Genomic DNA, 21,195 nt, shown 5'->3' with positions numbered 1-21,195 from the left:
CTATGAACGGTTCCCTCCTAAGGGGCAGGTTGCAGGTTCGAATCCTGCCGGGGTCGCCAAGGTGCTTGCATTGTGCGCGGTGGGGCGGTTGTGTCGGCTGATGCAGGGGGAGGACGGCAATGATCCGGGTTGTGGTTTGGAACGAGAATATTCACGAACAGGAAAACGATGTTGTGCGCGGTGTTTACCCTGACGGGATACACGGCTGCATTGCACAGGCGTTGAACAGCCATGACGGGATCACCGCGACCACGGCCACGTTGCAGGAGCCCGATCACGGCCTGTCACAAAGCCGCCTTGACGACACCGATGTGCTGATCTGGTGGGGCCATGCGGCCCATGGTGACGTGTCCGATGCTGTCTGCGACAGGGTGTGTGATGCGGTGTTGTCGGGCATGGGCATCATTTTTCTGCACTCTTCCCATTTTGCGAAACCGTTCAAGAAACTGATGGGGACATCCTGCAATCTGACGTGGCGCGAGGCCGGAGAGAGGGAACGCATCTGGGTCACGACACCGGGTCATCCCATTGCCGCAGGGCTGCCCGCCCATTTCGATCTTGAGAACGAGGAAATGTATGGAGAGCCCTTCGGTGTGCCGGAACCCCTCGAGACTGTGTTCCTCAGCTGGTTCGAGGGTGGGGAGGCGTTCCGATCCGGTCTGGTGTATCGGCGCGGGGCAGGCAATGTGTTTTATTTCCGCCCCGGACATGAAACCTATCCAACCTACCACCAGCCCCTGATCCAGCAGGTTCTGGTCAATGCTGTGCGCTGGGCACATAGGCCGCAGCCGCGCATGAGCGGGATCCACGAGGCCCCCAATATTCCGGTTGAAAAGGCGCTGGAGCCGTTAACCCAGAAAGGCGCGCGTTTGCACAAGGACGGTGAAGATGGGTTCCGCTAGGCCGCAGGTCCGCGTTTTGATCCTTGGAACGGGCAATATGGCGAACACCCATGCAAAGGCCTATGCGGCGCATCCCGATGCGCAGATCGTCGGGGCGGTCGATCTGGACGAAACCCGCGTGCAGGACTTTTGCGGGACGCATGGCATTGACCGGTCCTTCACCTCACTTGAGGACGCGATTGCTTGGGGGGAATTTGACGCAGTGTCCAACGTCACGCCGGATGCGGCCCATTATCCCACGACAAAAACAGTGATTGCGGCGGGCAAGCATGTGTTGTGCGAAAAACCTTTGGCGACGTCCCATGCTCATGCGGAAGACCTGGCCAATCTGGCCGGTGCTGCGGGCATCATCAATATGGTCAACCTGAGCTACCGGAATGTCCCCGTTGTTCAAGCCGCCGCACGCCTTGTCGCCGCCGGAGAGATCGGCGCCTGCCGTCATTTCGAGGCGTCCTATCTGCAAAGCTGGCTGACGCAGCCTGCGTGGGGCGACTGGCGAACGGGGACGGAATGGTTGTGGCGACTGTCCCAGGCGCACGGATCGAAGGGTGTTCTGGGTGATGTGGGCATCCATATCCTTGACTTTGTGACCCATGTGGCCGGCAGCGATGTGGCCGAGGTGTCCTGCCGGTTGCAGACGTTCGACAAGGCGCCGGGCAACCGGATCGGGGACTATCATCTTGATGCCAACGACAGTTGCGCGCTGACGGTAGGGCTGCACAACGGAGCCATGGGCGTTGTCAGCGCCAGCCGCTTTGCCTCCGGTCACCATAATGATTTGCGGGTGCGGCTTTACGGCGACAAGGGCGGGCTTGAGGTGGCCTTTGAACAGGGGGCTGGACGGTTGCGGACCTGCACAGGGGATGATCTTGAAACGCAGATATGGCGCGACCGGACGGCGGGCGCGGGGTATGACCTGTTTGATCTTTTTGTTACGGGCGTCCGGACCCGACGACAACAACAGCCCGATTTCAAAACAGGTGCCAGACTGCAGGCCGTTCTGGATGCGGCGGAGGCATCGGATGAAAAGGGCAGCAGCCGGATCAGTCTGGCCGGTTAGGGTTTGGCGGGTCGGGGCGTCTGGCCATGCGCAAATGGCGGGGCGTCGTGCCGTACCATCGCTGGAACGCCCGATAGAACGCGGCCTCGTCTGCATAGCCGACAGCGGCGGACACCTCTGTCACTGTCAGGGATGTTCGTGACAGCAGGGCGGTGGCGCGGTTCCGGCGCTGTTCGTCCTTCAGGTCAGTCAGGGAGTGGCCTGATGATTTGAGCAATCTGTGCAGGGTGGACCGTGACATGCCAAGACGTTCCGCGACGGCGCTGGCATCGGGCCAATCGGTCGCCGGTCCGTTGAGACAGGTTTTGATGATCACATGTTTGAGGCCCTCTGTATCGCGATATCCGCGCAGGAAAGCCTCTGGCAGGGACCGCAGGAACCGCTTGAGGTCCGCCTCGGACCGGTTGGCGCTGCGGGTCAGGTATTTGCGGTCGAACACCATCCGCGCCGACGGGGCGTTGAACCGGACAGGCACCCCGAAGAAATCCCCGTAGTCGTTTTGCGCCTGCGGTTCGGGGCAGGGGAAATCCACCGCGCTCAAGGGGATGCGTTCCCTTGCCGTCCAACAGGTAAAGCCGTGGACGATCAGAAAGAAGGTTCGATAGGCAAAGGCGCTGAGGGGCGCTGTCTGGTGCAGTTCGACGCAGCAGGACCGGCCGTCCATGCGGGTTGTGGCGTGGGGATCGTCCAGCACCACCTGCAGGAACCGCAAGGCGCGGTTCAATGCGGCCCCGACGGTTGGTGCGCCGCGAATGGCGTGGCCCAGAAGGGTGGTGCTGCCCGGGCGCATGGGCCGCATCCCGAGGCCGAAGAATTCGTCCTGCATGTGATAGGACAGGTGCAGCCAGATACGGCCAAACTGGCGTGTGTTCAAATCTGCCAGATCAGATGGAACAAGTCCCGCATCTGCCAGCAACCTGTCCATGTTCACGCCGCCCTTGCGCGCGCAGGCCAGCGCCTCTTGCACGAAAATCGGAGCCACGGCGGGGGCGTCGGTCTCACTGTCTTTATGTGTCAACATTTGAGAACACTGTGACACTGTGTGCAAGGGGCGCAAGTGCTATCGTCGCGGGATGGAGGAAGACAATGTTTGAACATACCGTTGTCGTATCGGGGGCTGCATCCGGTCTGGGACACGCCGTGATGCGGCGTCTTGCAGCAAAAGGCGCACGGGTCGCTGCAGTGGACGTGGCGAATATTCATGCGACGGACCTGCCCGACGAATGTACGGCCCATGCCTGCGACGTCACGGACGCCAAGGCCGTGCAGGATGTGATCGACCGGATTGGCCCGATCTCAGCCCTTGTGACCTGCGCCGGAATCGCGCCGGGGGCCAAGCTTGTCGGCAAATCCGGCCCGCACGACGCTGACCTGTTTGCCAAGGTCATGGCGGTCAATGTTATGGGGACATTTCATCTGATGTCGACGTGCGCGGCGGCGATGCAGCGCAACGCGCCCAACGACAAAGGGCAGCGCGGCGTGATTGTCACCACGTCCTCTGTCGCGGCCTTCGAAGGGCAAATCGGCCAGATCGCCTACGCGGCCTCCAAAGGGGCCGTTGCCGCGATGACCTTGCCAGCCGCCCGTGAACTGGCCCGTGATGGCATCCGCGTCGCCTCCATCGCGCCGGGGGTGTTTGACACGCCGATGATGCAGGCCATGCCGGAGGAGGTTCAGACCTCCATCGGGGCGACCATTCCCTTCCCGCCCCGGTTGGGCGACCCTGATGATTTCGCAGCGCTTGTGGAACACATCCTGACAAACACCACCCTGAACGGGGAGGTGATCCGTCTGGACGGTGCCCTGCGCATGGCGGCCAAATAGGAGAGACCGATGACAGACCCAATTGTGATCCTGTCTGCCAAACGCACCCCCATGGGCGGCTTGGGCGGCGAATTAAGCCCGATGACCGCCGCCGAGCTGGGCGCCGTCGCGGTCAAGGCCGCTGTCGCTGAGGCCGGTATCATCCCCACTGACATCAACGAAGTTATTTTCGGCAACGTGCTGAGCGCGGGGCAGGGTCAGGCCCCCGCGCGGCAGGTCGCTTTGGGCGCCGGATTGGGCCACGATGCGGTTTCCACCACCATCAACAAGATGTGCGGATCGGGCATGAAGGCCGCGATGCTGGCCCATGACCTGTTGGCCGCAGGGTCGATCGACATGGCGTTGGCAGGCGGCACGGAAAGCATGTCGAATGCGCCCTATCTGTTGCCCAAGGTCCGTGATGGTTTGCGGATGGGGCACGGGGTCACGCAGGATCATATGTTCCTTGATGGCCTCGAAGACGCCTATGAACGCGGCACGCTGATGGGTGTTTTTGCCGAACGCTGCGCATCGGATTATCAGTTCACCCGGCAAGCGCAGGATGAATACGCTATCGCGTCGCTGGAACGGACTTTGGCGGCAGACGCCGCTGGCGCGTTTGATGCAGAGATTGCACCGGTTGAGGTTACGACCCGCAAAGCGACCCACACCATCATCCGCGACGAACAGCCCAAATCCGCTCGGCCCGAGAAAATCCCCACCCTGCGTCCGGCCTTTGCCAAAGACGGCACCGTAACGGCGGCCAATGCCTCGTCCATCTCAGACGGGGCGGCAGCGTTGGTGCTGACCCGTGCCTCCGTCGCCAAGGCCAAGGGCCTGACCCCGATCGCCCGCATCACCGGCCACGCGAGCCATGGGGTCGCCCCCGATCAATTCCCCATTGCGCCTATCGGTGCGGTGGAAAAGCTGTTGGCGAAAACCAACACCACCTTGGATGACTACGGTCTGTTCGAAGTGAACGAAGCCTTTGCGGTGGTCGCCATGGCCGCCATGCATTCACTGGGCCTGCCCCATGACAAGGTCAACGTGAATGGCGGCGCCTGCGCGCTGGGCCATCCCATTGGCGCGTCGGGTGCGCGGATCATGGTGACGCTGTTGCACGCCATGCGCGCCCGTGGGGTCCAACGCGGCATGGCCGCGATCTGTATTGGCGGCGGCGAAGGCACCGCCATCGCGCTCGAACTGATGGAGGGATCATGATCCTGGACGAGACACAAACCGCCATCCGCGATATGGCCCGACAGTTCGCCAAAGCGGAACTCTGGCCGGGTGCCGAAGCGCGGGACCGTGAGGCGCGCTTTCCAAAAGAGGAACTCGCCAAGATGGGGGAGCTTGGCTTTCTCGGCATGCAGGTGCCCGAACGCTACGGCGGCTTTGACGCGGATTTCGTGAGCTACGCCAGCGCGGTCGAAGAAATCGCCGCAGGGGACGGGGCCTGTTCGACCATCATGTCCGTTCACAGTTCGGTCGGGTGTGGCCCGATCCGTGACTATGGCACCGATGCGCAGAAGGAAAAGTACCTGCCGAAACTGGCCTCCGGTGAATGGATCGGCGGCTTTGCCCTGACGGAACCACAGGCGGGGTCGGACGCATCAAACCTTCGGACGACAGCCACCCGTGACGGGGATCATTACGTGCTGAACGGCGCCAAACAGTTCATCACCGGCGGGTCGTCTGCCAGCATGATTATTGTCTTTGCAGTCACCGACAAGGCAGCCGGCAAGCGGGGCATTTCTGCGTTTATTGTTGAGACCGACACACCGGGGTATGAAGTCGTGCGGGTCGAACGCAAGCTGGGCATCCATTCGTCCGACACATGTCAGATCGCGTTTGAAAACATGCGCGTGCCCGCCGAAAACCTGCTGGGTGAGGAAGGGCAGGGATATAAAATCGCGCTCGCCAATCTTGAAAGCGGGCGCATCGGGATCGCTGCACAGGCCGTGGGCATGGCGCGGTCTGCTTTTGAATATGCACGGGACTACGCGGCGGATCGGACGGCGTTCGGCCAGCCCATTGCTGCCAATCAAGGCATATCGTTTCAACTGGCCGACATGGACACCCAGCTTGAGGCCGGGCGGCAGATGGTGTTTCACGCCGCCGCCCTGAAGGACGCCGGACTGCCCTGTCTGAAAGAGGCGTCCATGGCGAAACTGTTCACCTCAGAGATCGCGGAAAAGGTCTGTTCGCAAGCGATACAGATCCTCGGGGGGTACGGGTTTCTGGCCGATCACCCTGTGGAACGCATCTACCGCGATGTGCGCATTTGCCAGATTTACGAAGGCACCAGCGAAATCCAGCGTCTTGTCATCGGCCGCGCCGTCATGGCGGAGGCTGCGGGCTGATCCATGGATATTGTGATCCGCACTGAAGGCCGCGCCGGGCGCATGACGTTGAACCGGCCCAAGGCGTTGAATGCGCTGACGGCGGATATGTTGGTGGTCGCCGAACAGGCGCTGGATGCGTGGCGCAAGGACGATACGGTTGAGGTCGTCATCATTGATGCGGTGGGCGAAAAGGCGTTCTGCGCGGGCGGTGATATTGCCGATCTTTATGCGCAGGGCATCGCAGGGAACCACCAGTTCGGGCGCGATTTCTGGCGGCAGGAATATCGCCTCAACCTGAAGGTCGCCACCTATCCCAAACCGGTCGTTGTGTTCATGCAGGGGTTCACTATGGGCGGCGGTGTCGGGTTGGCCTGCCACGCGTCCCACCGGATTGTGGGGGAGACGTCACAGGTCGCCATGCCCGAATGCGGCATTGGTCTGATCCCCGATGTGGGGGGGACGTTCCTGTTGGCCCGTGGCCCCGGCGCGGTCGGGGCCTACCTTGGCCTGACCGGCACGCGGATGAACGCGGCGGACGCCATTTATGCGACCTTTGCGGATGTCATGGTGCCCGAGGCTGCATGGGACGCCCTGAAAACCGGATTGATCGACACTGCTGATCTTGCGGCCATTGATGCGGCCAAAGCGCGGGCAGACGGGGGCACTTTGGCGGGGTTGCAAGACCAGATCGACACCCATTTCGACCATTCGGATTTGGGCCAAATCGCGACCGGACTTGATGCCACGGACAGCGCCTTTGCGGCCTCAACGATCAAACGTCTGGCCAAAGGATCCCCCCTTGCGCAGGCCTGCGGGTTGCAGGCCATTCGTGCGGCGAAAGGGGGCAACGTTGCGGCGGCCTTACAACGCGAGTACCGGTTCACGTCGCGTGCAACGCAACAGGGCGATTTCCTTGAAGGCATCCGCGCCCAGATCATTGACCGTGATTTCGCGCCAGAATGGCAGCATACTACCAAAGACGTCCCGCAAGCGGACATCGACAACATGATGGCCCCCTTGGGTGCCGACGACTGGACCATGGCGGAGGACCACACATGAAAATCGCATTTATCGGGCTGGGCAATATGGGCGCGCCGATGGCGGCCAATCTGGTCGCCGCCGGTCATGATGTCATGGGCGTCGATCCTGTTGTGGCTCCCGAGGGTCTGCCCATGGCGTCCTCTGTCGCCGAGGCGTGCGGGGGCGCCGACGTTGCCATCACCATGCTGCCCAACGGGGAGATTTTGCGCACCGTCGCGGCAGAGGTTATTCCCGCTTTGCCGCAAGGCGGCGTCTTTCTGGATTGTTCGACAGTCGATGTGGACAGCGCGCGCGCCGTGGCGGGTGACGCGGCTGCGGCAGGTCTTGGCGCGCTGGATGCGCCGGTGTCTGGCGGGATCAAAGGGGCGGCAGACGGGACGCTGACCTTTATGGTGGGCGGAGGTGAGGCTGCGTTTGAAACTGCGAAACCCCTTTTCGACATTATGGGTCAGAAGGCCGTGTATTGCGGGGCCTCAGGGGCCGGGCAGGCCGCGAAAATCTGCAACAACATGATCCTTGGCATCACGATGCTGGGCACCTGTGAAGCCTTCGCGCTGGCCGATAAGCTCGGCCTTGATCGTCAGGCGATGTTTGATGTGGTCAGCACGTCGTCGGGCTACAGCTGGTCGATGAATGCCTATTGCCCCGCACCGGGGGTCGGCCCGCAAAGCCCTGCGGACAACAACTACACCCCCGGCTTCGCGGCAGAACTGATGCTGAAGGACCTTGGGCTTAGTCAGGATGCGGCCCAAGCCTCTGACGCTGCCACGCCCATGGGCGCGCTGGCCCAGCAGCTTTATGCGACCTTCGTGAATGATGAAGGTGGGCGGGGCACGGATTTTTCCGGCGTCTTGCCGTGGCTTGCGGCCAAATCCCGCGACTAATCGGCGTCCGAAATCAGGATATAGCCGGCCCCGTAAACCGTTTTGATGATTTTGGGGTCTTTTGGCGTATCCCGCAGCTTGGATCGCAACCGCGATACCCGCACGTCGATGGCGCGATCAAAGGAGTGTTCGTCGCTGCGGTCCTGCAGTTCCTCGCGCAGCTTCTCACGGGTGATCAGGCGGTTGGGATTGGTCAGGAAAACGGTGAGGATCGCAACCTCGCTTGCCGAGAGGCGTTCTTCGCGGCCTGCGGCATCGGTCAGGGTAAAGCGCGACAGATCGACCGTCATGTCAGCCACCCGGTGCAGGGTCTTGGCCTGCGGGGCGGACGCGGTTCTGGACCGGCGTAAAAGGGCCCGTACACGCACCACAAGTTCGGGCATTTCAAAAGGTTTGGCCAGATAATCATCCGCCCCCAGTTCGAACCCTGCTATTTTGTCGGTCAGGCTGGAGCGTCCTGAAATGACCAGAATGGCGGTGTCGCGCCCGACGGACACCTTCTGCAACAACCCCAGTCCGTCCTGATCCGGCAGGCCCAGGTCAATGATGCAAACCTTGGGCTGGAACTCGTCCAGATCACGTTCGAAATCCTGCGCGCGCCCATAGGTCCGCACGTCGTAGCCCACGCCGGTCAGCGCGTCACCAATCAGTCGCTGCAGTTCCAGCGTGTCTTCGAGGATGGAAATGCGGGCAGCATTCATCGGGAAATCTTGTCCAACTGGCGTTTGAGATCGTCAAAGCCGAACGGCTTTTGCATGACAAGATGCGCTGTCCGGGCCTTGATCCGCAAGGGGTCGTCGGGCGGCAGGCCGGTGATGATGACAACCGGCACATCGGGGGGGGCGCCTGCAGCCACATCGAGACCCGTGCCCTGACCGCCAATATCCAGATCGGTCACGATCAGGGTCAGGCCGCTGACACCCATCAGGTGACTGGCCTCCTCCACCGAAGCGGCTTCGATCACGTCGTGCCCGCAGGCCCGCAGATGGTTGCGCACGGTGCGGCGCACGTGATCTTCGTCATCGACCAGCAACACCAGACCGGTTTCATGGGTGGCGGACAGCAGATAAGGGATGCGCAATTCCACTTCTGCCCCGCCGTGAGGTCTGTTGCCGAAATGAAGGATCCCGCCGGATGACTTGGCAAAATCATAGGCGGATGTCAGGCCCAGCCCCCGACCGACCTTGCCCCCTTTTGTGGAATAAAACGGGTTCACAGCCTCATCGAGGGCAGTCGGCGCAAAACCCGGCCCGTCGTCGGTCACACGGAACTGCAACTGACGGTCGGGTGTCTTGCGGACCGTCAGGGCAATGGCCCCCCGTCCGCCACATGCCTCACCTGCGTTGATGATCAGGTTCAGCAAAGCATCCTGTGCGAAACCCGCGTCAAAGATCAGACTGTCATCGGGCAGATCGGACGTCAGCGAAAACGTGAGCCCGTCAGACAGCGCCGCCCGTGCCAGCGGTTCGAAAGCCTTGAGGAACGCGGGCAGGTTAACCGCTGTCGGGTCAAGCGACTGGCGTGGAGAGACACTGTTCAGCCGCCCCACCAGATCCGCCCCGCGACGCGCGGCTGTTCTGATCGTGTCCGAGATTTCGCGCACGTTCGGGTCCAGTCCGCCGACGGCATCCAGACGGGATTGTTCCCCCATGATGATGGTCAGCAGGTTCGAGAAGTCATGCGCCATGGCCGACGTCAGCTGTGTCGCCAGTTCGCGCCGTCGCGCAAAAGTCAGCGCGTTGCGGGCGGTCACCTCGTCCGTGACATCGGTGGACAGGATATAGGCCCCGCGCACGGTGTTTTCGGGCCCGAAGTCGGGGGTCATGGCCAGCCGGATGAACCGCCCCGACTGGTCGTCCCGAAATTCCGACACATCCGATGTTCCTGTCATGACATCGGCCAGACGCGGGTCGACGTGCATCCAGATATGATCGCCCAGCACATCCCGCATGTGCTGTCCGATGATGTTGTGGCCCGTTTCAGGCAGAATGGAATGAAGCCGACCGTTGGAATGGGTGTAATGGCCGGTTTCATCCACATGCGCGATATGTGCCGGTGTCATCCGGTTGATCAGATCGAGCCGTTCCCGACTGGCGCGCAGGTCTTCTTTTGCGGCTTCAAGCGCGCGCACGGTCGCTGTGAGCGCGCGATTTGTTTCTGCCAGAGCGGCGGACCGTTCGATCAATTCCTCTGACAGGCTTTCTGCGCGGGACCGGACACGTTCATCCTGCCGCTTGATGGCCGTGATGTCGGTGTAGACGGTGATCCAGCCGCCTTCTTCCAGTGGGCTGCCATCCACCGAAATCGACGTGCCATTGGCGCGGGTGCGTTCGAAATAATGCGGTTCGAACTGACGGGCGAGGGCCATTTTGTCCGCGACGAAGGCCGGTATGTCATCGACCGGTCCGTATTCACCGCGTTCGGCCACATAGGTCAGGGTTTCCTCAAACCCTGTGCCGGGTTCCATCAGGGCATCGGGCAGGCCGAACATGATCTGGAAGCGGCGGTTTGCGTGGACCAGTTTCAGGTCCTGATCGTGAATCGAAATCGCTTGGGAGATCAGGTTCAGGCCGGACCGGATCATCCCGACAAGTTGAGGGCTGCGTGTTCTCATCATTTCACCATATGCGTGAATTCTGTACTGGACAGGGCACAACCTGAACATGCAACAATTGGTTAGGATTGGGAAAAACTGCCGAAGGAGTCTTTGGCTAGCGTTCCTATATCGCTGCACGGGGAGGTGCGGCGCGGGAGGACATACATGTCGGCTGGACCGGTTGAAACGGGCGTGGCATCTTTGCCAGCGCTGCTTGCACGCAATGCGCGCACGATGGGGGCAAAGACCGCCTATCGTGAAAAGGAATACGGCATCTGGCAGACGTGGAGCTGGGCCGACGCCGCTGTTCAGGTCGCTGATCTGGCCAAGGGCCTGCTGACACTGGGTGTCGCAGAAGGTGATCTTGTTGCCATTTCCGGACGGAACCGTCCGGCCCTTTACTGGGCGATGCTGGCGACGCAATCGGTGGGGGCCGTTCCGGTGCCCCTGTATCAGGATGCCGCCGCCGAAGAGATCGCCTACGCGCTGGATCACTGCGGGGCAAAGTTCGCCATTGTCGGCGATCAGGAACAGGTCGACAAAATCGCGGACGTGCGGGACCAGCTGCCCGGATTGAGGCACATCGTCTATCTTGATGGTCGTGGTCTGCGCAAATACGACCACAGTGATCTGACATCCTATGCCGAGGTGCAGGCGGCTGGCCGTGCAGCCGGCAACGAGGCTGAACTTGACCGCCGCACCGCTGCGCTGACCTACGACCACACCTGTGTCATGCTGTACACGTCCGGCACCACCAGCCGCCCCAAGGGGGTGGTGCTGTCGAACCGCAACGTGATTGAGACCGCCAAAAATTCCTGCGACTTTGACAGCCTGAAATCGGACGAGGAAATCCTCGCCTATTTGCCCATGGCGTGGGTCGGGGATTTCATCTTTTCCATGGGGCAGGCGCTTTGGTCGGGGTTCTGCGTGAACTGCCCTGAAAGCGCCGACACCATGCAGCATGATCTGCGCGAAATCGGACCGTCCTATTTCTTTGCCCCGCCGCAGGTGTTCGAACGCCAACTGACGCAAGTTATGATCCGGATGGAGGACGCAAGCCCTCTCAAGCAGCGTATGTTCCACCACTACATGGACGTCGCCAAACGGGTCGGACCAAAACTGCTGGACGGCGAAGCGGTGTCTTTGAAAGACCGGATCGCGTACCGGCTTGGCAATTACTTTGTCTATGCGCCCTTGAAGGACACGCTGGGCCTTGGCCGCGTGAAGGTCGGCTATACGGCGGGTGAGGCCATCGGGCCGGAGCTGTTTTCGTTCTACCGGTCCCTCGGGATCAACCTCAAACAGCTTTACGGCCAGACCGAGGCGACGGTGTTCATCACCCAACAGCCCAACGGGCAGGTGCGGTCCGATACGGTGGGTGTCGCGTCGCCCGGTGTGGAACTGAAAATCTCTGACAGTGGGGAGGTCTTCTATCGGTCCCCCGGTGTGTTTGTCGAATACTTCAACAACCCCGACAGCACGGCGGACACCAAGGACGCTGACGGCTGGGTCGCCACGGGGGACGCCGGATTTATCGAAGAAACCTCCGGCCATTTGCGCATCATCGACCGCGTCAAGGACGTGGGCAAAATGGCTGACGGGTCCATGTTCGCGCCCAAATACGTCGAGAACAAATTGAAGTTCTATCCCGACATCCTTGAGGCCGTGGTCTTTGGCGCGGGCCGCGACCGCTGCACCGCCTTTATCAACATCGACCTGACGGCGGTGGGCAATTGGGCGGAGCGAAACAACATCGCCTATTCCTCCTATCAGGAATTGTCCCAGAACCAGCAGGTGCTGGACACGATTCAGAGCCATGTGGAAACCGTCAACGCCTCGATCGCGCAGGATGAAATGCTGGCCAACTGCCAGATTCACCGCTTTCTGGTGCTGCACAAGGAACTGGATGCCGACGACGGTGAAATGACCCGCACCCGCAAGGTGCGCCGCGGTGTGATTGCGGAGAAATTCGATGACCTGATCACCGCCCTCTATTCCGACGCACCCACGATCTACACCGAAACCGAGGTCACCTATGAAGACGGCCGCAAGGGCCGGATCAAAGCGACGTTGGACATCCGTGATGCCAAGGTTCTGACCCCGATGACGGTGGCCGCAGAATGAAAGACATGACAGAAAGCTACGTCACAGAAGACGGACGCACCATTGGCGATGTGATGCTGGATTTGCGCAATATCACCCTGCGATTTGGCGGGGTTGAGGCGATCAAGGACATCAGTTTCGACATCCGGGAGGGCGAAATCCGTGCCATTATCGGGCCGAACGGGGCCGGTAAATCCTCCATGCTGAACGTGATCTCAGGCTTCTATATCCCGCAGGAGGGTGAGGTCTGGTTTCACGGGCGCAAGCGGCCCCAGATGAAACCCTATCAAGTCGCCCGCCAAGGCATCGCGCGGACGTTCCAGAACATCGCCCTGTTCGAAGGGATGACCGTGCTGGACAACATTATGACGGGCCGCCTGAACTACACAAAATCGGGGATGCTGGCGCAGGCGATCTGGAAAGGCAAAGCCGAACGCGAAGAGACCGAGAACCGCGAGAAGGTGGAACGGGTCATTGATTTTCTGGAAATTCAGGCGATCCGCAAAACGCCTGTCGGCCGCCTGCCTTACGGTTTGAAGAAACGCGTCGAACTGGCCCGCGCATTGGCGGCGGACCCCAAGCTTCTGCTGCTCGATGAACCGATGGCCGGCATGAACGTCGAAGAAAAAGAAGACATGAGCCGCTTCATTCTCGACGTGAATGACGAATTCGGCACCACGATTGCGCTTATTGAACATGACATGGGCGTGGTCATGGATCTGAGCGACCGCGTCGTCGTGATGGATTACGGCAAGAAAATCGGCGACGGCACGCCGGATGACGTGCGCAACAATCAGGCTGTTATCGACGCTTATCTGGGGGTGGCCCATGACGACTAAAACCGCAGGAGGCACCCATGTCCGCTGATTTTCTTTATGGCATCGAAGTCGTCATCAACGGGCTGATGGCCGGGGTGATGTATGCGCTGGTGGCGCTGGGGTTTGTTCTGATTTTCAAGGCGTCCGGCATCTTCAATTTTGCCCAAGGGGTCATGGCCCTTTTTGCGGCTTTGACCTTGGTGGGGATCATGGAAGGGCAGATTCCCTTCGCCCACCTGATCAACGCGACCTTCGGGACGGAAATCCACCACTTCGGCTGGCATGTGCCTGCACTGCTGGCGATTGCGATGACTGTGGGTGTGATGGTGCTGTTTGCATGGGCCGTGCAGCGGTTCCTGTTCCGTCATCTGGTCGGGCAGGAACCGATCATCTTGTTCATGGCGACCATCGGTTTGGCCTATTTTCTGGAAGGCGTGGGCGACCTTATGTGGGGGTCCGACATCAAGACGCTGGCGCTGGGCCTGCCCCAAGGCGGTGCCCGCTGGATCGAGGATGCGACCGCCGGTTTGGGCGGTGATGACTTCTACGGGTTCTTCATCGACAAGCTGGATATCGTGGCCACGGGTGTGGCGATTGTGCTGGTGACGGGGCTGATCCTGTTCAGCCAATACACCAAACACGGACGCGCCATGCGCGCTGTGGCCGATGACCACCAAGCGGCACTTTCGGTGGGCATATCCCTCAACTTCATCTGGATTTTGGTGTGGTCGCTGGCGGGTTTCGTCGCCTTGGTTGCGGGCATCATGTGGGGCGCGAAATCCGGTGTGCAGTTTTCACTGTCGCTGATTGCGCTCAAGGCGTTGCCGGTGCTCATGCTGGGCGGGTTCACGTCCATCCCCGGTGCGATTGTCGGCGGGTTGATCATCGGGGTGGGGGAGAAGCTGTTCGAATACCTCATCGGGCCCATGGTCGGTGGTGCCACCGAAAACTGGTTCGCCTATGTGCTTGCGCTGCTGTTCCTCGTCTTCCGTCCGCAAGGTTTGTTCGGGGAGAAGATCATTGAACGCGTTTAACCCTGTGGGAGGCTTTTGATGCTTTATCGTGAAGCGGGGGATTTCAAGACCTCCTACGTGGCCGACAGCCAGACCTTTCCCATCGCCTTTGATCGCTACCGCTATTGGGTGGTGCTTGCGGTGGCGTTTCTGGTCGTGCCGTTCTTTATCACCGACTACACGGCGAACGCCTTGCTGCTGCCCTTCCTGATCTATTCCATCGCGGCCATCGGGCTGAACATCCTGACGGGCTATGCCGGACAGGTGAGCCTTGGCACAGGCGGGTTCATGGCCGTGGGCGCCTATGCCTGCTACAAGTTGATGACGGCGTTTCCGGATGTGAACATCCTTATCCACGTCATCCTTGCCGGGGGCATCACAGCCGCCGTGGGCACGGCCTTTGGCCTGCCGTCCTTGCGGATCAAAGGGTTCTATCTGGCGGTGGCAACTCTGGCCGCGCAGTTCTTTCTTGTTTGGCTGTTCAACAAAGTGTCGTGGTTCTACAACTACTCCGCCTCGGGTCAGATCAACGCGCCGGAACGCACGGTGCTGGGTGTGGCCGTGACCGGCCCGAACACACCCGCATGGGCCAGCTATCTGGTCTGTCTGGTCTTCGTCACGGCCTGCGCGTTGATCGCGCGCAACCTGACACGCGGGGCGCTGGGGCGGCAGTGGATGGCGATCCGCGATATGGACATCGCGGCCGAGATCATCGGCGTGAACCCCCTCAAGGCGAAACTGACCGCCTTTGCCGTGTCGTCGTTCTTTGTCGGCATCTCGGGGGCGCTGTTCTTTGCGGTGTATCTGGGCGCGGTTGAGGTCGGGGAAGCCTTCGGCATCAACAAATCATTCCTTGTTTTGTTCATGATCATCATTGGCGGCCTCGGGTCGATCTTCGGGGCCTTCGCGGGGGCTGCGTTTCTTGTGTGTCTGCCTGTGGTCCTCAAACTGATTGGCGTTGATCTGCTGGGCTGGCCCACGGACCTTGTGGCGCATTTCCAGCTGGTGATCGTGGGCCTTCTGATCATGTTCTTTTTGGTGAAGGAGCCGCATGGCCTTGCCCAGTTATGGCGGTTGGCGAAGGAAAAGCTCCGCCTTTGGCCCTTCCCGCACTAACGACCGGCGGGGAGGAGGAGCCCCGCCCAACTGAAACCATCGGCAACCATGGGAGGATATACCGATGAAAATGAAGACCCTTAGCACGCTGGCCCTGACCGGCGCCCTGACCGCAGGCATGGCCGCCGCGGATCTGGTCATTCCAGACCTCAGCTACCGCACCGGCCCCTACGCGGCAGGCGGCACGCCGTTCTCGGACGGGTATCAGGATTACTTCAACCTGCTCAACGCCCGCGACGGCGGCATTGGCGGCGAGGAAGTCCGCATTCTGGAATGTGAAACCGGTTATAACACGGAAAAAGGCGTCGAATGCTATGAGGCCACAAAGGGCGAAGGCGCGTTGATCTATCAACCGCTGTCCACCGGCATCACCTATCAGTTGATCCCCAAAGCAACCGTTGACGAAATCCCGATCCACACGATGGGCTATGGCCGGACGTCTGCCGCCAATGGTGAGGTTTTCAACTGGGTCTTTAACTACCCCGCGAACTACTGGGACGCGGCGTCGGTGATGATCAACTACCTGACCGAACAGAACGGCGGGTCGCTTGAAGGGAAAACCATCGCGTTGCTTTACCACAATTCCGCCTACGGGAAGGAGCCGATCCGCACGCTGGAAACGCTGTCTGCCGATATGGGGTTCGAACTGACACAGATCGCCGTTGACCACCCCGGTCAGGAGCAGAAATCCCAATGGCTGCAAATCCGCCGTGAACGTCCCGATTACGTGCTGATGTGGGGCTGGGGTGTGATGAACCAGGTCGCCGTGCAGGAAGCCGCGAACATCAACTATCCGATGGATCAGTTCATCGGCAACTGGTGGGCCGGTGCCGAACATGACGTGACGCCCGCAGGTGCCGCAGCGGACGGATATCTGTCGCTGAACATGAACCGCATCGGTGATCTGCCTGTGTTTGGGGAGATCGAAACGATGGTCCATGAGGCGGGCAATGCCGCCGGTGACGGGTCCAACATCGGGTCGGTTCTGTACACCCGTGGCATGTATGCCGCCATGTTGGCGGCTGAGGCGATTGCCAAGGCGCAGGAAATCCACGGTGTTTCCGATGTGACCGCAGCCATGGTCCGCGACGGCATGGAAGCGCTTGAGATTACATCCGCACGTATGGATGAACTCGGCATGGCCAACATCGGGCCCGAGTTTTCGGTCTCTTGTGAAAACCACGGCGGGTCCGGTCTGGGCATCGTTCAGCAGTGGAATGCGTCTTCGGGCACATGGACACCGCTGACGGATTATATCGAGCCTGACAACGCGGTCATTGATCCGCTGATCTCGGAAGATTCGATGGCCTTTGCCGCTGAGAACAACATCGAACCCGGCTGCCTTTAAGGCATCCATCGCAGGGGCGGCCCGCGTGGTCGCCCCCGCACCCCCTGATCTGAAACGGAACGCTGCCATGCTGGACACCACAGACCCCAAGGTTGAGACGCTTTTGGACGTCAACAACATCGAGGTGATCTACAATCACGTGATCCTTGTGCTGAAGGGCGTCAGCCTGAGCGTGCCCAAAGGCGGCATCACGGCGCTGCTGGGCGGCAATGGTGCGGGCAAGACAACGACGCTGAAGGCGGTGTCGAACCTGCTGCATTCCGAACGCGGTGAGGTCACCAAAGGCACCATCGAATACCGTGGCCAACGGGTGCAGGACATGGACCCAGAAACGCTTGTGAAAATGGGCGTCGTGCAGGTCATGGAAGGCCGCCATTGTTTTGAACACCTGACCGTCGAAGAAAACCTTTTGACCGGTGCCTACACGCGCACCGACGGGGCCGCCGCCATCGCGGCAGAGCTTGAAAAGGTCTATCATTATTTCCCCCGCCTCAAGGAACGCCGCAAATCGCAGGCGGGCTATACATCGGGCGGGGAACAGCAGATGTGCGCCATTGGCCGCGCGCTGATGTCGAACCCGGAAACCATCCTGCTGGATGAACCCTCCATGGGGTTGGCCCCGCAACTGGTCGAACAGATTTTCGAGATTGTGAAATCCGTGAACGAAAACGAAGGCGTGTCCTTTCTTCTGGCCGAACAGAACACCAACGTCGCGCTGCGGTTTGCCCATACGGGATACATCCTCGAATCCGGTCGCGTCGTGATGGAGGGCACGGCGGCTGAGCTGCGTGAAAACCCAGACGTGCGCGAATTTTATCTGGGCCTGTCGGATGAGGGGCGCAAATCCTACCGCGATGTGCGGTCCTACCGGCGTCGCAAAAGGTGGCTGTCATGACTATGTCGAAACTTGACCGTCTTAACGCGATCCTCGGGTCGGACCGCGCGCTCGCCGCGCTGGACGATCTGGCGTCGCTGCCGGTGACCCGCAAGGATGAACTGCTGACCCAACAGGCCGAGGCCCCGCCCTTTGGTGGCACCGCCCCCGTAGGCGTGACCCATATCTTCCAATCCCCCGGTCCCATCTATGAGGCCAAGATCGGCCATGGCGATTTTTGGCGGTTTGGCCGCTTTCTGACAGAGATCGGGATGGGCGCCGGTGATGTGGTGATGAATACGTTTTCGTACCACTTCACCCCCGCCGGTGCGATGTTTGAAAGCGCGGCGCGTGCGGTTGGCGCTGTCGTCGTGCCAACGGGTCCGGGCAACACCCGTCAGCAGGCCGAAGTGGCCGCAGCCACAGGTGTCACCGCCTACGCGGGCACGCCTGACTTTTTGCAGCTGATCCTGGACCGCGCCGAAGAAGATGGCCGCGATCTCAGCGCGATCAAATTTGCCGCCGTCAGCGCGGGGCCCTTGTTCCCGCAGTTGCGCCAAGCCTACGCCGATCAGGGCATCCTGTGTCGTCAAACCTATGGCACTGCCGACGTGGGCATGATTGCCTTTGAAACGGCGACCTGCACCAATGGCATGGTGATTGATGACGATGTGATCGTCGAAATCGTCTCACCGGGGACGGGCACGCCTGTTCCCCATGGCGAAATCGGGGAGGTCGTGGTGACGGTCCTCAACCCCGCCCATCCGATCATCCGGTTTTCGGTGGGTGATCTGAGCGCCTTTGCCACCGATGACGACCCGTCTGGCGAAACCCGCCCCCGCATCGTGGGCTGGCGCGGTCGCGCTGATCAGGCCACCAAGGTGAAGGGTATGTTCATCCGGCCTGAACAGGTCTCATCCCTTGTTGAGAGTTCCCCCGACATCGCCCGCGCACGGGTTGAGGTTTCAAGCAACGGCAAGGGTGACCTGATTGAAGTGAAGTTGGAAAGCGCAACCACCGACACCTCCGTGTTTGAGGCTATGGTCCACGACATGTTGAAACTGCGCAGCACCGTGACGGTCGTGGACGTGGGCAGCTTGCCCCGTGATGGCGTGCTGGTGTCCGACCTGCGCGACGCGCCGACCTAGTCGTCTTTCGCCCAGCGGGGTGGCGTCTTTGTCAGGAAGGCGTCCAGCCCGTGGGCGGCCTCTTCGCCCTCCCAGATGTGGGTCAGGCGGTCGACCGTTTCGTCGATTGTGGCGCGGTCGATGACCGGCCCAAGGGACCGTGCCAAGGCCTTGGCCGCGCCGACCGCACCGGGTGCGACGGACAGATAGGGGGCGACTTCTGCTTCTATCGCGGCGTCCAGATCACCGGCGGGGACGTGTTTGGCGATGATCCCCAAATCCCGCGCTTCGGGGGCGTCGAACACACGGCTTGACATGAACACCCTTCGCGCGCGGCCTTCACCCATGCGGGCGATCACGTATGGCCCGATGGTGGCGGGGATCAGACCCAGCCGCGTTTCCGTCAAACCGAATTTCGCGCTGGTTTCCGCAATGGCCACATCGCAAATGCAGGCCATACCTACACCGCCGCCCAAAGCCGCGCCATGGATGCGCCCGATCAGCGGCGTCGGCATTTCATTCAACGCTGTCAGCATATCGGCCAGCCGCGCGGCCTCGACCTTGCGTGTGGCGCGGTTGGCGGTGATCTGGTCACGCATCCACGCCAGATCACCGCCCGCGCAAAACACGGACCCCGCCCCACGCAGCACAATCGCCCGCGTGGCGATATCCGCGCCCAGTGTCTGGGCCATATCGGTCAACTCATCCATCATCTGGGCCGATAGGGCGTTGCGTTTGTCGGGGCGGTTCAGCGTGACGGTGGCCACCCCACGCGCGTCCATGTTGACGTCTAGTGTCTCGTAACTCATCCATCGCTCCTTAGCGTTGCGGCAAAGGCTGCGGCCTTTTCCAATCTGTCGCGGTCGATCCCTGTCTGGAAACCCCGTGCCTCTAGCAGGTCCACCACGGCTTCGGTTGCCACGTTGCCCTTGGCACCGGGCGCATAGGGACAGCCCCCCAGACCCGCGACGGAGCTGTCAAAGGTGCGTAACCCGTGATCCAGACTGACCTCGATGTTGTCCAACGCGCGGCCTTTGGTGTCGTGGAAATGCCCGGCCAGCCTCATTGCGGGCACGACGTCCAGCACCGCATCCAACATCGCGGCCACGCTTTGCGGTGTTCCGTGCCCGATGGTGTCGCCAAGGCTGACCTCATAACAGCCCATGTCGATCAACGCCTGCGCCACCCGCGCGACGGAGGCTGGCGGCGTCGGCCCGTCATAGGGGCAATCGGTGACGCAGGATACGTAGCCGCGGACCGGCACCGTTGCGGCCGCGACAACCGGCGCAAACCTTTCAAGGCTTTCGGCAATCGAACAGTTGATGTTCTTGCGGCTGAACCCTTCGGAGGCAGAGGCAAAGACCGCGACCTCATCCGCTCGGGCCGCCATCGCACCCTCCAACCCGCGCAGATTGGGGGTGAGGGCGGTATAGGCCACCCCGTCCGCACGGCTGATCCTGCCCAAAACCTCAGCCGCATCGGCCATTTGCGGCACCCATTTGGGGCTGACAAAGCTTGTGACCTCAATCTTGCGAAAGCCGCAGGTGCTGAGCATGTCCACCAGCCGCACCTTGTCGGTGGTCGCAATCTGGCGGGCTTCGTTTTGCAACCCGTCGCGGGGGGACATTTCAAACAGGGTGACGTGGTCAGCCATCCACAGGCTCCATCTGCAGCAGGATCATACCATCGCTGACCTGATCCCCTGCGGCACACATGACCTCGGCCACTGTCCCGTCGCGGGGCGCGCGCAGGGTGTGTTCCATCTTCATCGCCTCAAGGATCAGCAAGGCATCGCCCTTGGCAACCTCGTCCCCGGCGGCCGCAATGACCTGACTGACCAGACCGGGCATGGGCGCCGTGACCGCATCGCTGCCTCCAGCCTCTGCCGTGTCCTGCGCCAAGGGGTCTGGGAGGCTGAAAACATCGCAACGCCCGTCGCGGAACACCGCAAGGTTTTTGGCATAGCGCACGACATGGGCCATAGACGTCTGGCCTTGCGTCGTGACACGCCAACCGCTTGGCTGTGGCGCAATGGTCAACATGGTTCCATCCACATCAAACCTGTTCGACCCAAGGAGCGTGACACGGTGGGTTTGCACATCCCCCGCGCTGGTCAAATCGACGGTATGCGCCGCAGGCCCCCACGTGCGAAAGCCCGTCAGCGC

General features: G+C 61.1%; 20 protein-coding genes. 14 read left to right on the top strand and 6 right to left on the bottom strand.

All coding sequences use genetic code 11. The features are described 5' to 3' along the window. Positions 1-119 precede the first annotated feature (119 nt). Positions 120-902, top strand: coding sequence for a ThuA domain-containing protein (locus QZ653_RS13000; protein ID WP_296420591.1), 783 nt, complete (start codon positions 120-122; stop codon positions 900-902). Continuing rightward, positions 889-1,962 (top strand): Gfo/Idh/MocA family protein, encoded by a 1,074-nt coding sequence (locus QZ653_RS12995; RefSeq protein ID WP_296420589.1) that lies wholly within the window; start codon positions 889-891, stop codon positions 1,960-1,962. The genes QZ653_RS13000 and QZ653_RS12995 overlap by 14 nt, the downstream gene beginning before the upstream one ends. Here QZ653_RS12995 and QZ653_RS12990 read toward each other — a convergent pair. Next, positions 1,946-2,983, bottom strand: a complete 1,038-nt coding sequence (locus QZ653_RS12990; protein ID WP_296420588.1) for an AraC family transcriptional regulator — start codon at positions 2,981-2,983, stop codon at positions 1,946-1,948. The two genes, QZ653_RS12995 and QZ653_RS12990, sit on opposite strands and share 17 nt — an antisense overlap. Before the next feature lie 65 nt (positions 2,984-3,048). On the opposite strand from QZ653_RS12990, the gene QZ653_RS12985 reads away from it, so the two are divergent. From QZ653_RS12985 to mmsB, 5 genes are read left to right on the top strand one after another with little or no spacing between them, the layout of a single operon-like run. Next, positions 3,049-3,786, top strand: coding sequence for an SDR family NAD(P)-dependent oxidoreductase (locus QZ653_RS12985; protein WP_296420587.1), 738 nt, complete (start codon positions 3,049-3,051; stop codon positions 3,784-3,786). Between the two features lie 9 nt (positions 3,787-3,795). Continuing rightward, entirely contained in the window at positions 3,796-4,986 is a 1,191-nt protein-coding gene (locus QZ653_RS12980) for an acetyl-CoA C-acyltransferase (protein WP_296420586.1), read from the top strand. After that, positions 4,983-6,128, top strand: coding sequence for an acyl-CoA dehydrogenase family protein (locus QZ653_RS12975; RefSeq protein WP_296420584.1), 1,146 nt, complete (start codon positions 4,983-4,985; stop codon positions 6,126-6,128). The genes QZ653_RS12980 and QZ653_RS12975 overlap by 4 nt, the downstream gene beginning before the upstream one ends. Before the next feature lie 3 nt (positions 6,129-6,131). Beyond that, on the top strand, positions 6,132-7,169 hold the full coding sequence (locus tag QZ653_RS12970; RefSeq protein ID WP_296420582.1) for an enoyl-CoA hydratase/isomerase family protein: 1,038 nt from the start codon (positions 6,132-6,134) through the stop codon (positions 7,167-7,169). Further along, positions 7,166-8,035: a 3-hydroxyisobutyrate dehydrogenase gene (mmsB, locus tag QZ653_RS12965; protein ID WP_296420580.1), complete on the top strand. Its 870-nt coding sequence runs from the start codon at positions 7,166-7,168 to the stop codon at positions 8,033-8,035. The genes QZ653_RS12970 and mmsB overlap by 4 nt, the downstream gene beginning before the upstream one ends. Here mmsB and QZ653_RS12960 read toward each other — a convergent pair. Continuing rightward, positions 8,032-8,736 (bottom strand): response regulator transcription factor, encoded by a 705-nt coding sequence (locus QZ653_RS12960; protein WP_296420579.1) that lies wholly within the window; start codon positions 8,734-8,736, stop codon positions 8,032-8,034. The two genes, mmsB and QZ653_RS12960, sit on opposite strands and share 4 nt — an antisense overlap. Next, entirely contained in the window at positions 8,733-10,649 is a 1,917-nt protein-coding gene (locus QZ653_RS12955; protein ID WP_296420577.1) for a PAS-domain containing protein, read from the bottom strand. The genes QZ653_RS12960 and QZ653_RS12955 overlap by 4 nt, the downstream gene beginning before the upstream one ends. 147 nt (positions 10,650-10,796) lie before the next feature. Here QZ653_RS12955 and QZ653_RS12950 point away from each other — a divergent pair, with 147 nt between their 5' ends. From QZ653_RS12950 to QZ653_RS12920, 7 genes are all read left to right on the top strand, one after another. Next, positions 10,797-12,755: an AMP-binding protein gene (locus QZ653_RS12950; RefSeq protein WP_296420574.1), complete on the top strand. Its 1,959-nt coding sequence runs from the start codon at positions 10,797-10,799 to the stop codon at positions 12,753-12,755. Then, positions 12,752-13,573: an ABC transporter ATP-binding protein gene (locus QZ653_RS12945; protein ID WP_296420571.1), complete on the top strand. Its 822-nt coding sequence runs from the start codon at positions 12,752-12,754 to the stop codon at positions 13,571-13,573. The genes QZ653_RS12950 and QZ653_RS12945 overlap by 4 nt, the downstream gene beginning before the upstream one ends. 17 nt (positions 13,574-13,590) lie before the next feature. Continuing rightward, on the top strand, positions 13,591-14,586 hold the full coding sequence (locus tag QZ653_RS12940; RefSeq protein ID WP_296420569.1) for a branched-chain amino acid ABC transporter permease: 996 nt from the start codon (positions 13,591-13,593) through the stop codon (positions 14,584-14,586). Between the two features lie 18 nt (positions 14,587-14,604). Next, the gene (locus QZ653_RS12935) at positions 14,605-15,681 is read left to right on the top strand and encodes a branched-chain amino acid ABC transporter permease (protein ID WP_296420567.1); all 1,077 of its coding nucleotides are present in this window, start codon (positions 14,605-14,607) and stop codon (positions 15,679-15,681) included. 64 nt (positions 15,682-15,745) lie between these two features. Continuing rightward, positions 15,746-17,029 carry an ABC transporter substrate-binding protein gene (locus QZ653_RS12930; protein ID WP_296420565.1) on the top strand — a complete coding sequence of 428 codons (1,284 nt, stop codon included), beginning with the start codon at positions 15,746-15,748 and terminating at the stop codon, positions 17,027-17,029. A gap of 67 nt (positions 17,030-17,096) precedes the next feature. Then, entirely contained in the window at positions 17,097-17,924 is an 828-nt protein-coding gene (locus QZ653_RS12925) for an ABC transporter ATP-binding protein (RefSeq protein WP_296420563.1), read from the top strand. Continuing rightward, on the top strand, positions 17,921-19,051 hold the full coding sequence (locus QZ653_RS12920; RefSeq protein WP_296420561.1) for a phenylacetate--CoA ligase family protein: 1,131 nt from the start codon (positions 17,921-17,923) through the stop codon (positions 19,049-19,051). Before QZ653_RS12925 ends, QZ653_RS12920 begins: the two co-directional genes overlap by 4 nt. Here the strand turns inward: QZ653_RS12920 and QZ653_RS12915 are convergent. The 3 genes from QZ653_RS12915 to QZ653_RS12905 all read right to left on the bottom strand — a co-directional run. Further along, positions 19,048-19,839, bottom strand: coding sequence for a crotonase/enoyl-CoA hydratase family protein (locus QZ653_RS12915; RefSeq protein WP_296420559.1), 792 nt, complete (start codon positions 19,837-19,839; stop codon positions 19,048-19,050). The two genes, QZ653_RS12920 and QZ653_RS12915, sit on opposite strands and share 4 nt — an antisense overlap. Beyond that, entirely contained in the window at positions 19,836-20,684 is an 849-nt protein-coding gene (locus QZ653_RS12910; protein ID WP_296420558.1) for a hydroxymethylglutaryl-CoA lyase, read from the bottom strand. The genes QZ653_RS12915 and QZ653_RS12910 overlap by 4 nt, the downstream gene beginning before the upstream one ends. Then, on the bottom strand, positions 20,677-21,195 hold a 519-nt coding region (locus QZ653_RS12905; protein ID WP_296420556.1), incomplete at its 5' end, for an acetyl-CoA carboxylase biotin carboxyl carrier protein subunit. The genes QZ653_RS12910 and QZ653_RS12905, both read right to left, overlap by 8 nt.

Origin of the sequence: Pseudooctadecabacter sp., assembly GCF_020627745.1 — a bacterium.
Classification (GTDB): domain Bacteria; phylum Pseudomonadota; class Alphaproteobacteria; order Rhodobacterales; family Rhodobacteraceae; genus Octadecabacter.
Note: the sequence above shows the minus strand (reverse complement) of the source record. Positions and strands in the feature narration are given on the sequence as shown.

Coding starts and splice junctions, on each gene's coding strand:
- QZ653_RS13000 (WP_296420591.1), top strand. CDS start 120: ATGATCCGGGTTGTGGTTTGGAACGAGAATATTCACGAACAGGAAAAC.
- QZ653_RS12995 (WP_296420589.1), top strand. CDS start 889: ATGGGTTCCGCTAGGCCGCAGGTCCGCGTTTTGATCCTTGGAACGGGC.
- QZ653_RS12990 (WP_296420588.1), bottom strand. CDS start 2,983: ATGTTGACACATAAAGACAGTGAGACCGACGCCCCCGCCGTGGCTCCG.
- QZ653_RS12985 (WP_296420587.1), top strand. CDS start 3,049: ATGTTTGAACATACCGTTGTCGTATCGGGGGCTGCATCCGGTCTGGGA.
- QZ653_RS12980 (WP_296420586.1), top strand. CDS start 3,796: ATGACAGACCCAATTGTGATCCTGTCTGCCAAACGCACCCCCATGGGC.
- QZ653_RS12975 (WP_296420584.1), top strand. CDS start 4,983: ATGATCCTGGACGAGACACAAACCGCCATCCGCGATATGGCCCGACAG.
- QZ653_RS12970 (WP_296420582.1), top strand. CDS start 6,132: ATGGATATTGTGATCCGCACTGAAGGCCGCGCCGGGCGCATGACGTTG.
- mmsB (WP_296420580.1), top strand. CDS start 7,166: ATGAAAATCGCATTTATCGGGCTGGGCAATATGGGCGCGCCGATGGCG.
- QZ653_RS12960 (WP_296420579.1), bottom strand. CDS start 8,736: ATGAATGCTGCCCGCATTTCCATCCTCGAAGACACGCTGGAACTGCAG.
- QZ653_RS12955 (WP_296420577.1), bottom strand. CDS start 10,649: ATGAGAACACGCAGCCCTCAACTTGTCGGGATGATCCGGTCCGGCCTG.
- QZ653_RS12950 (WP_296420574.1), top strand. CDS start 10,797: ATGTCGGCTGGACCGGTTGAAACGGGCGTGGCATCTTTGCCAGCGCTG.
- QZ653_RS12945 (WP_296420571.1), top strand. CDS start 12,752: ATGAAAGACATGACAGAAAGCTACGTCACAGAAGACGGACGCACCATT.
- QZ653_RS12940 (WP_296420569.1), top strand. CDS start 13,591: ATGTCCGCTGATTTTCTTTATGGCATCGAAGTCGTCATCAACGGGCTG.
- QZ653_RS12935 (WP_296420567.1), top strand. CDS start 14,605: ATGCTTTATCGTGAAGCGGGGGATTTCAAGACCTCCTACGTGGCCGAC.
- QZ653_RS12930 (WP_296420565.1), top strand. CDS start 15,746: ATGAAAATGAAGACCCTTAGCACGCTGGCCCTGACCGGCGCCCTGACC.
- QZ653_RS12925 (WP_296420563.1), top strand. CDS start 17,097: ATGCTGGACACCACAGACCCCAAGGTTGAGACGCTTTTGGACGTCAAC.
- QZ653_RS12920 (WP_296420561.1), top strand. CDS start 17,921: ATGACTATGTCGAAACTTGACCGTCTTAACGCGATCCTCGGGTCGGAC.
- QZ653_RS12915 (WP_296420559.1), bottom strand. CDS start 19,839: ATGAGTTACGAGACACTAGACGTCAACATGGACGCGCGTGGGGTGGCC.
- QZ653_RS12910 (WP_296420558.1), bottom strand. CDS start 20,684: ATGGCTGACCACGTCACCCTGTTTGAAATGTCCCCCCGCGACGGGTTG.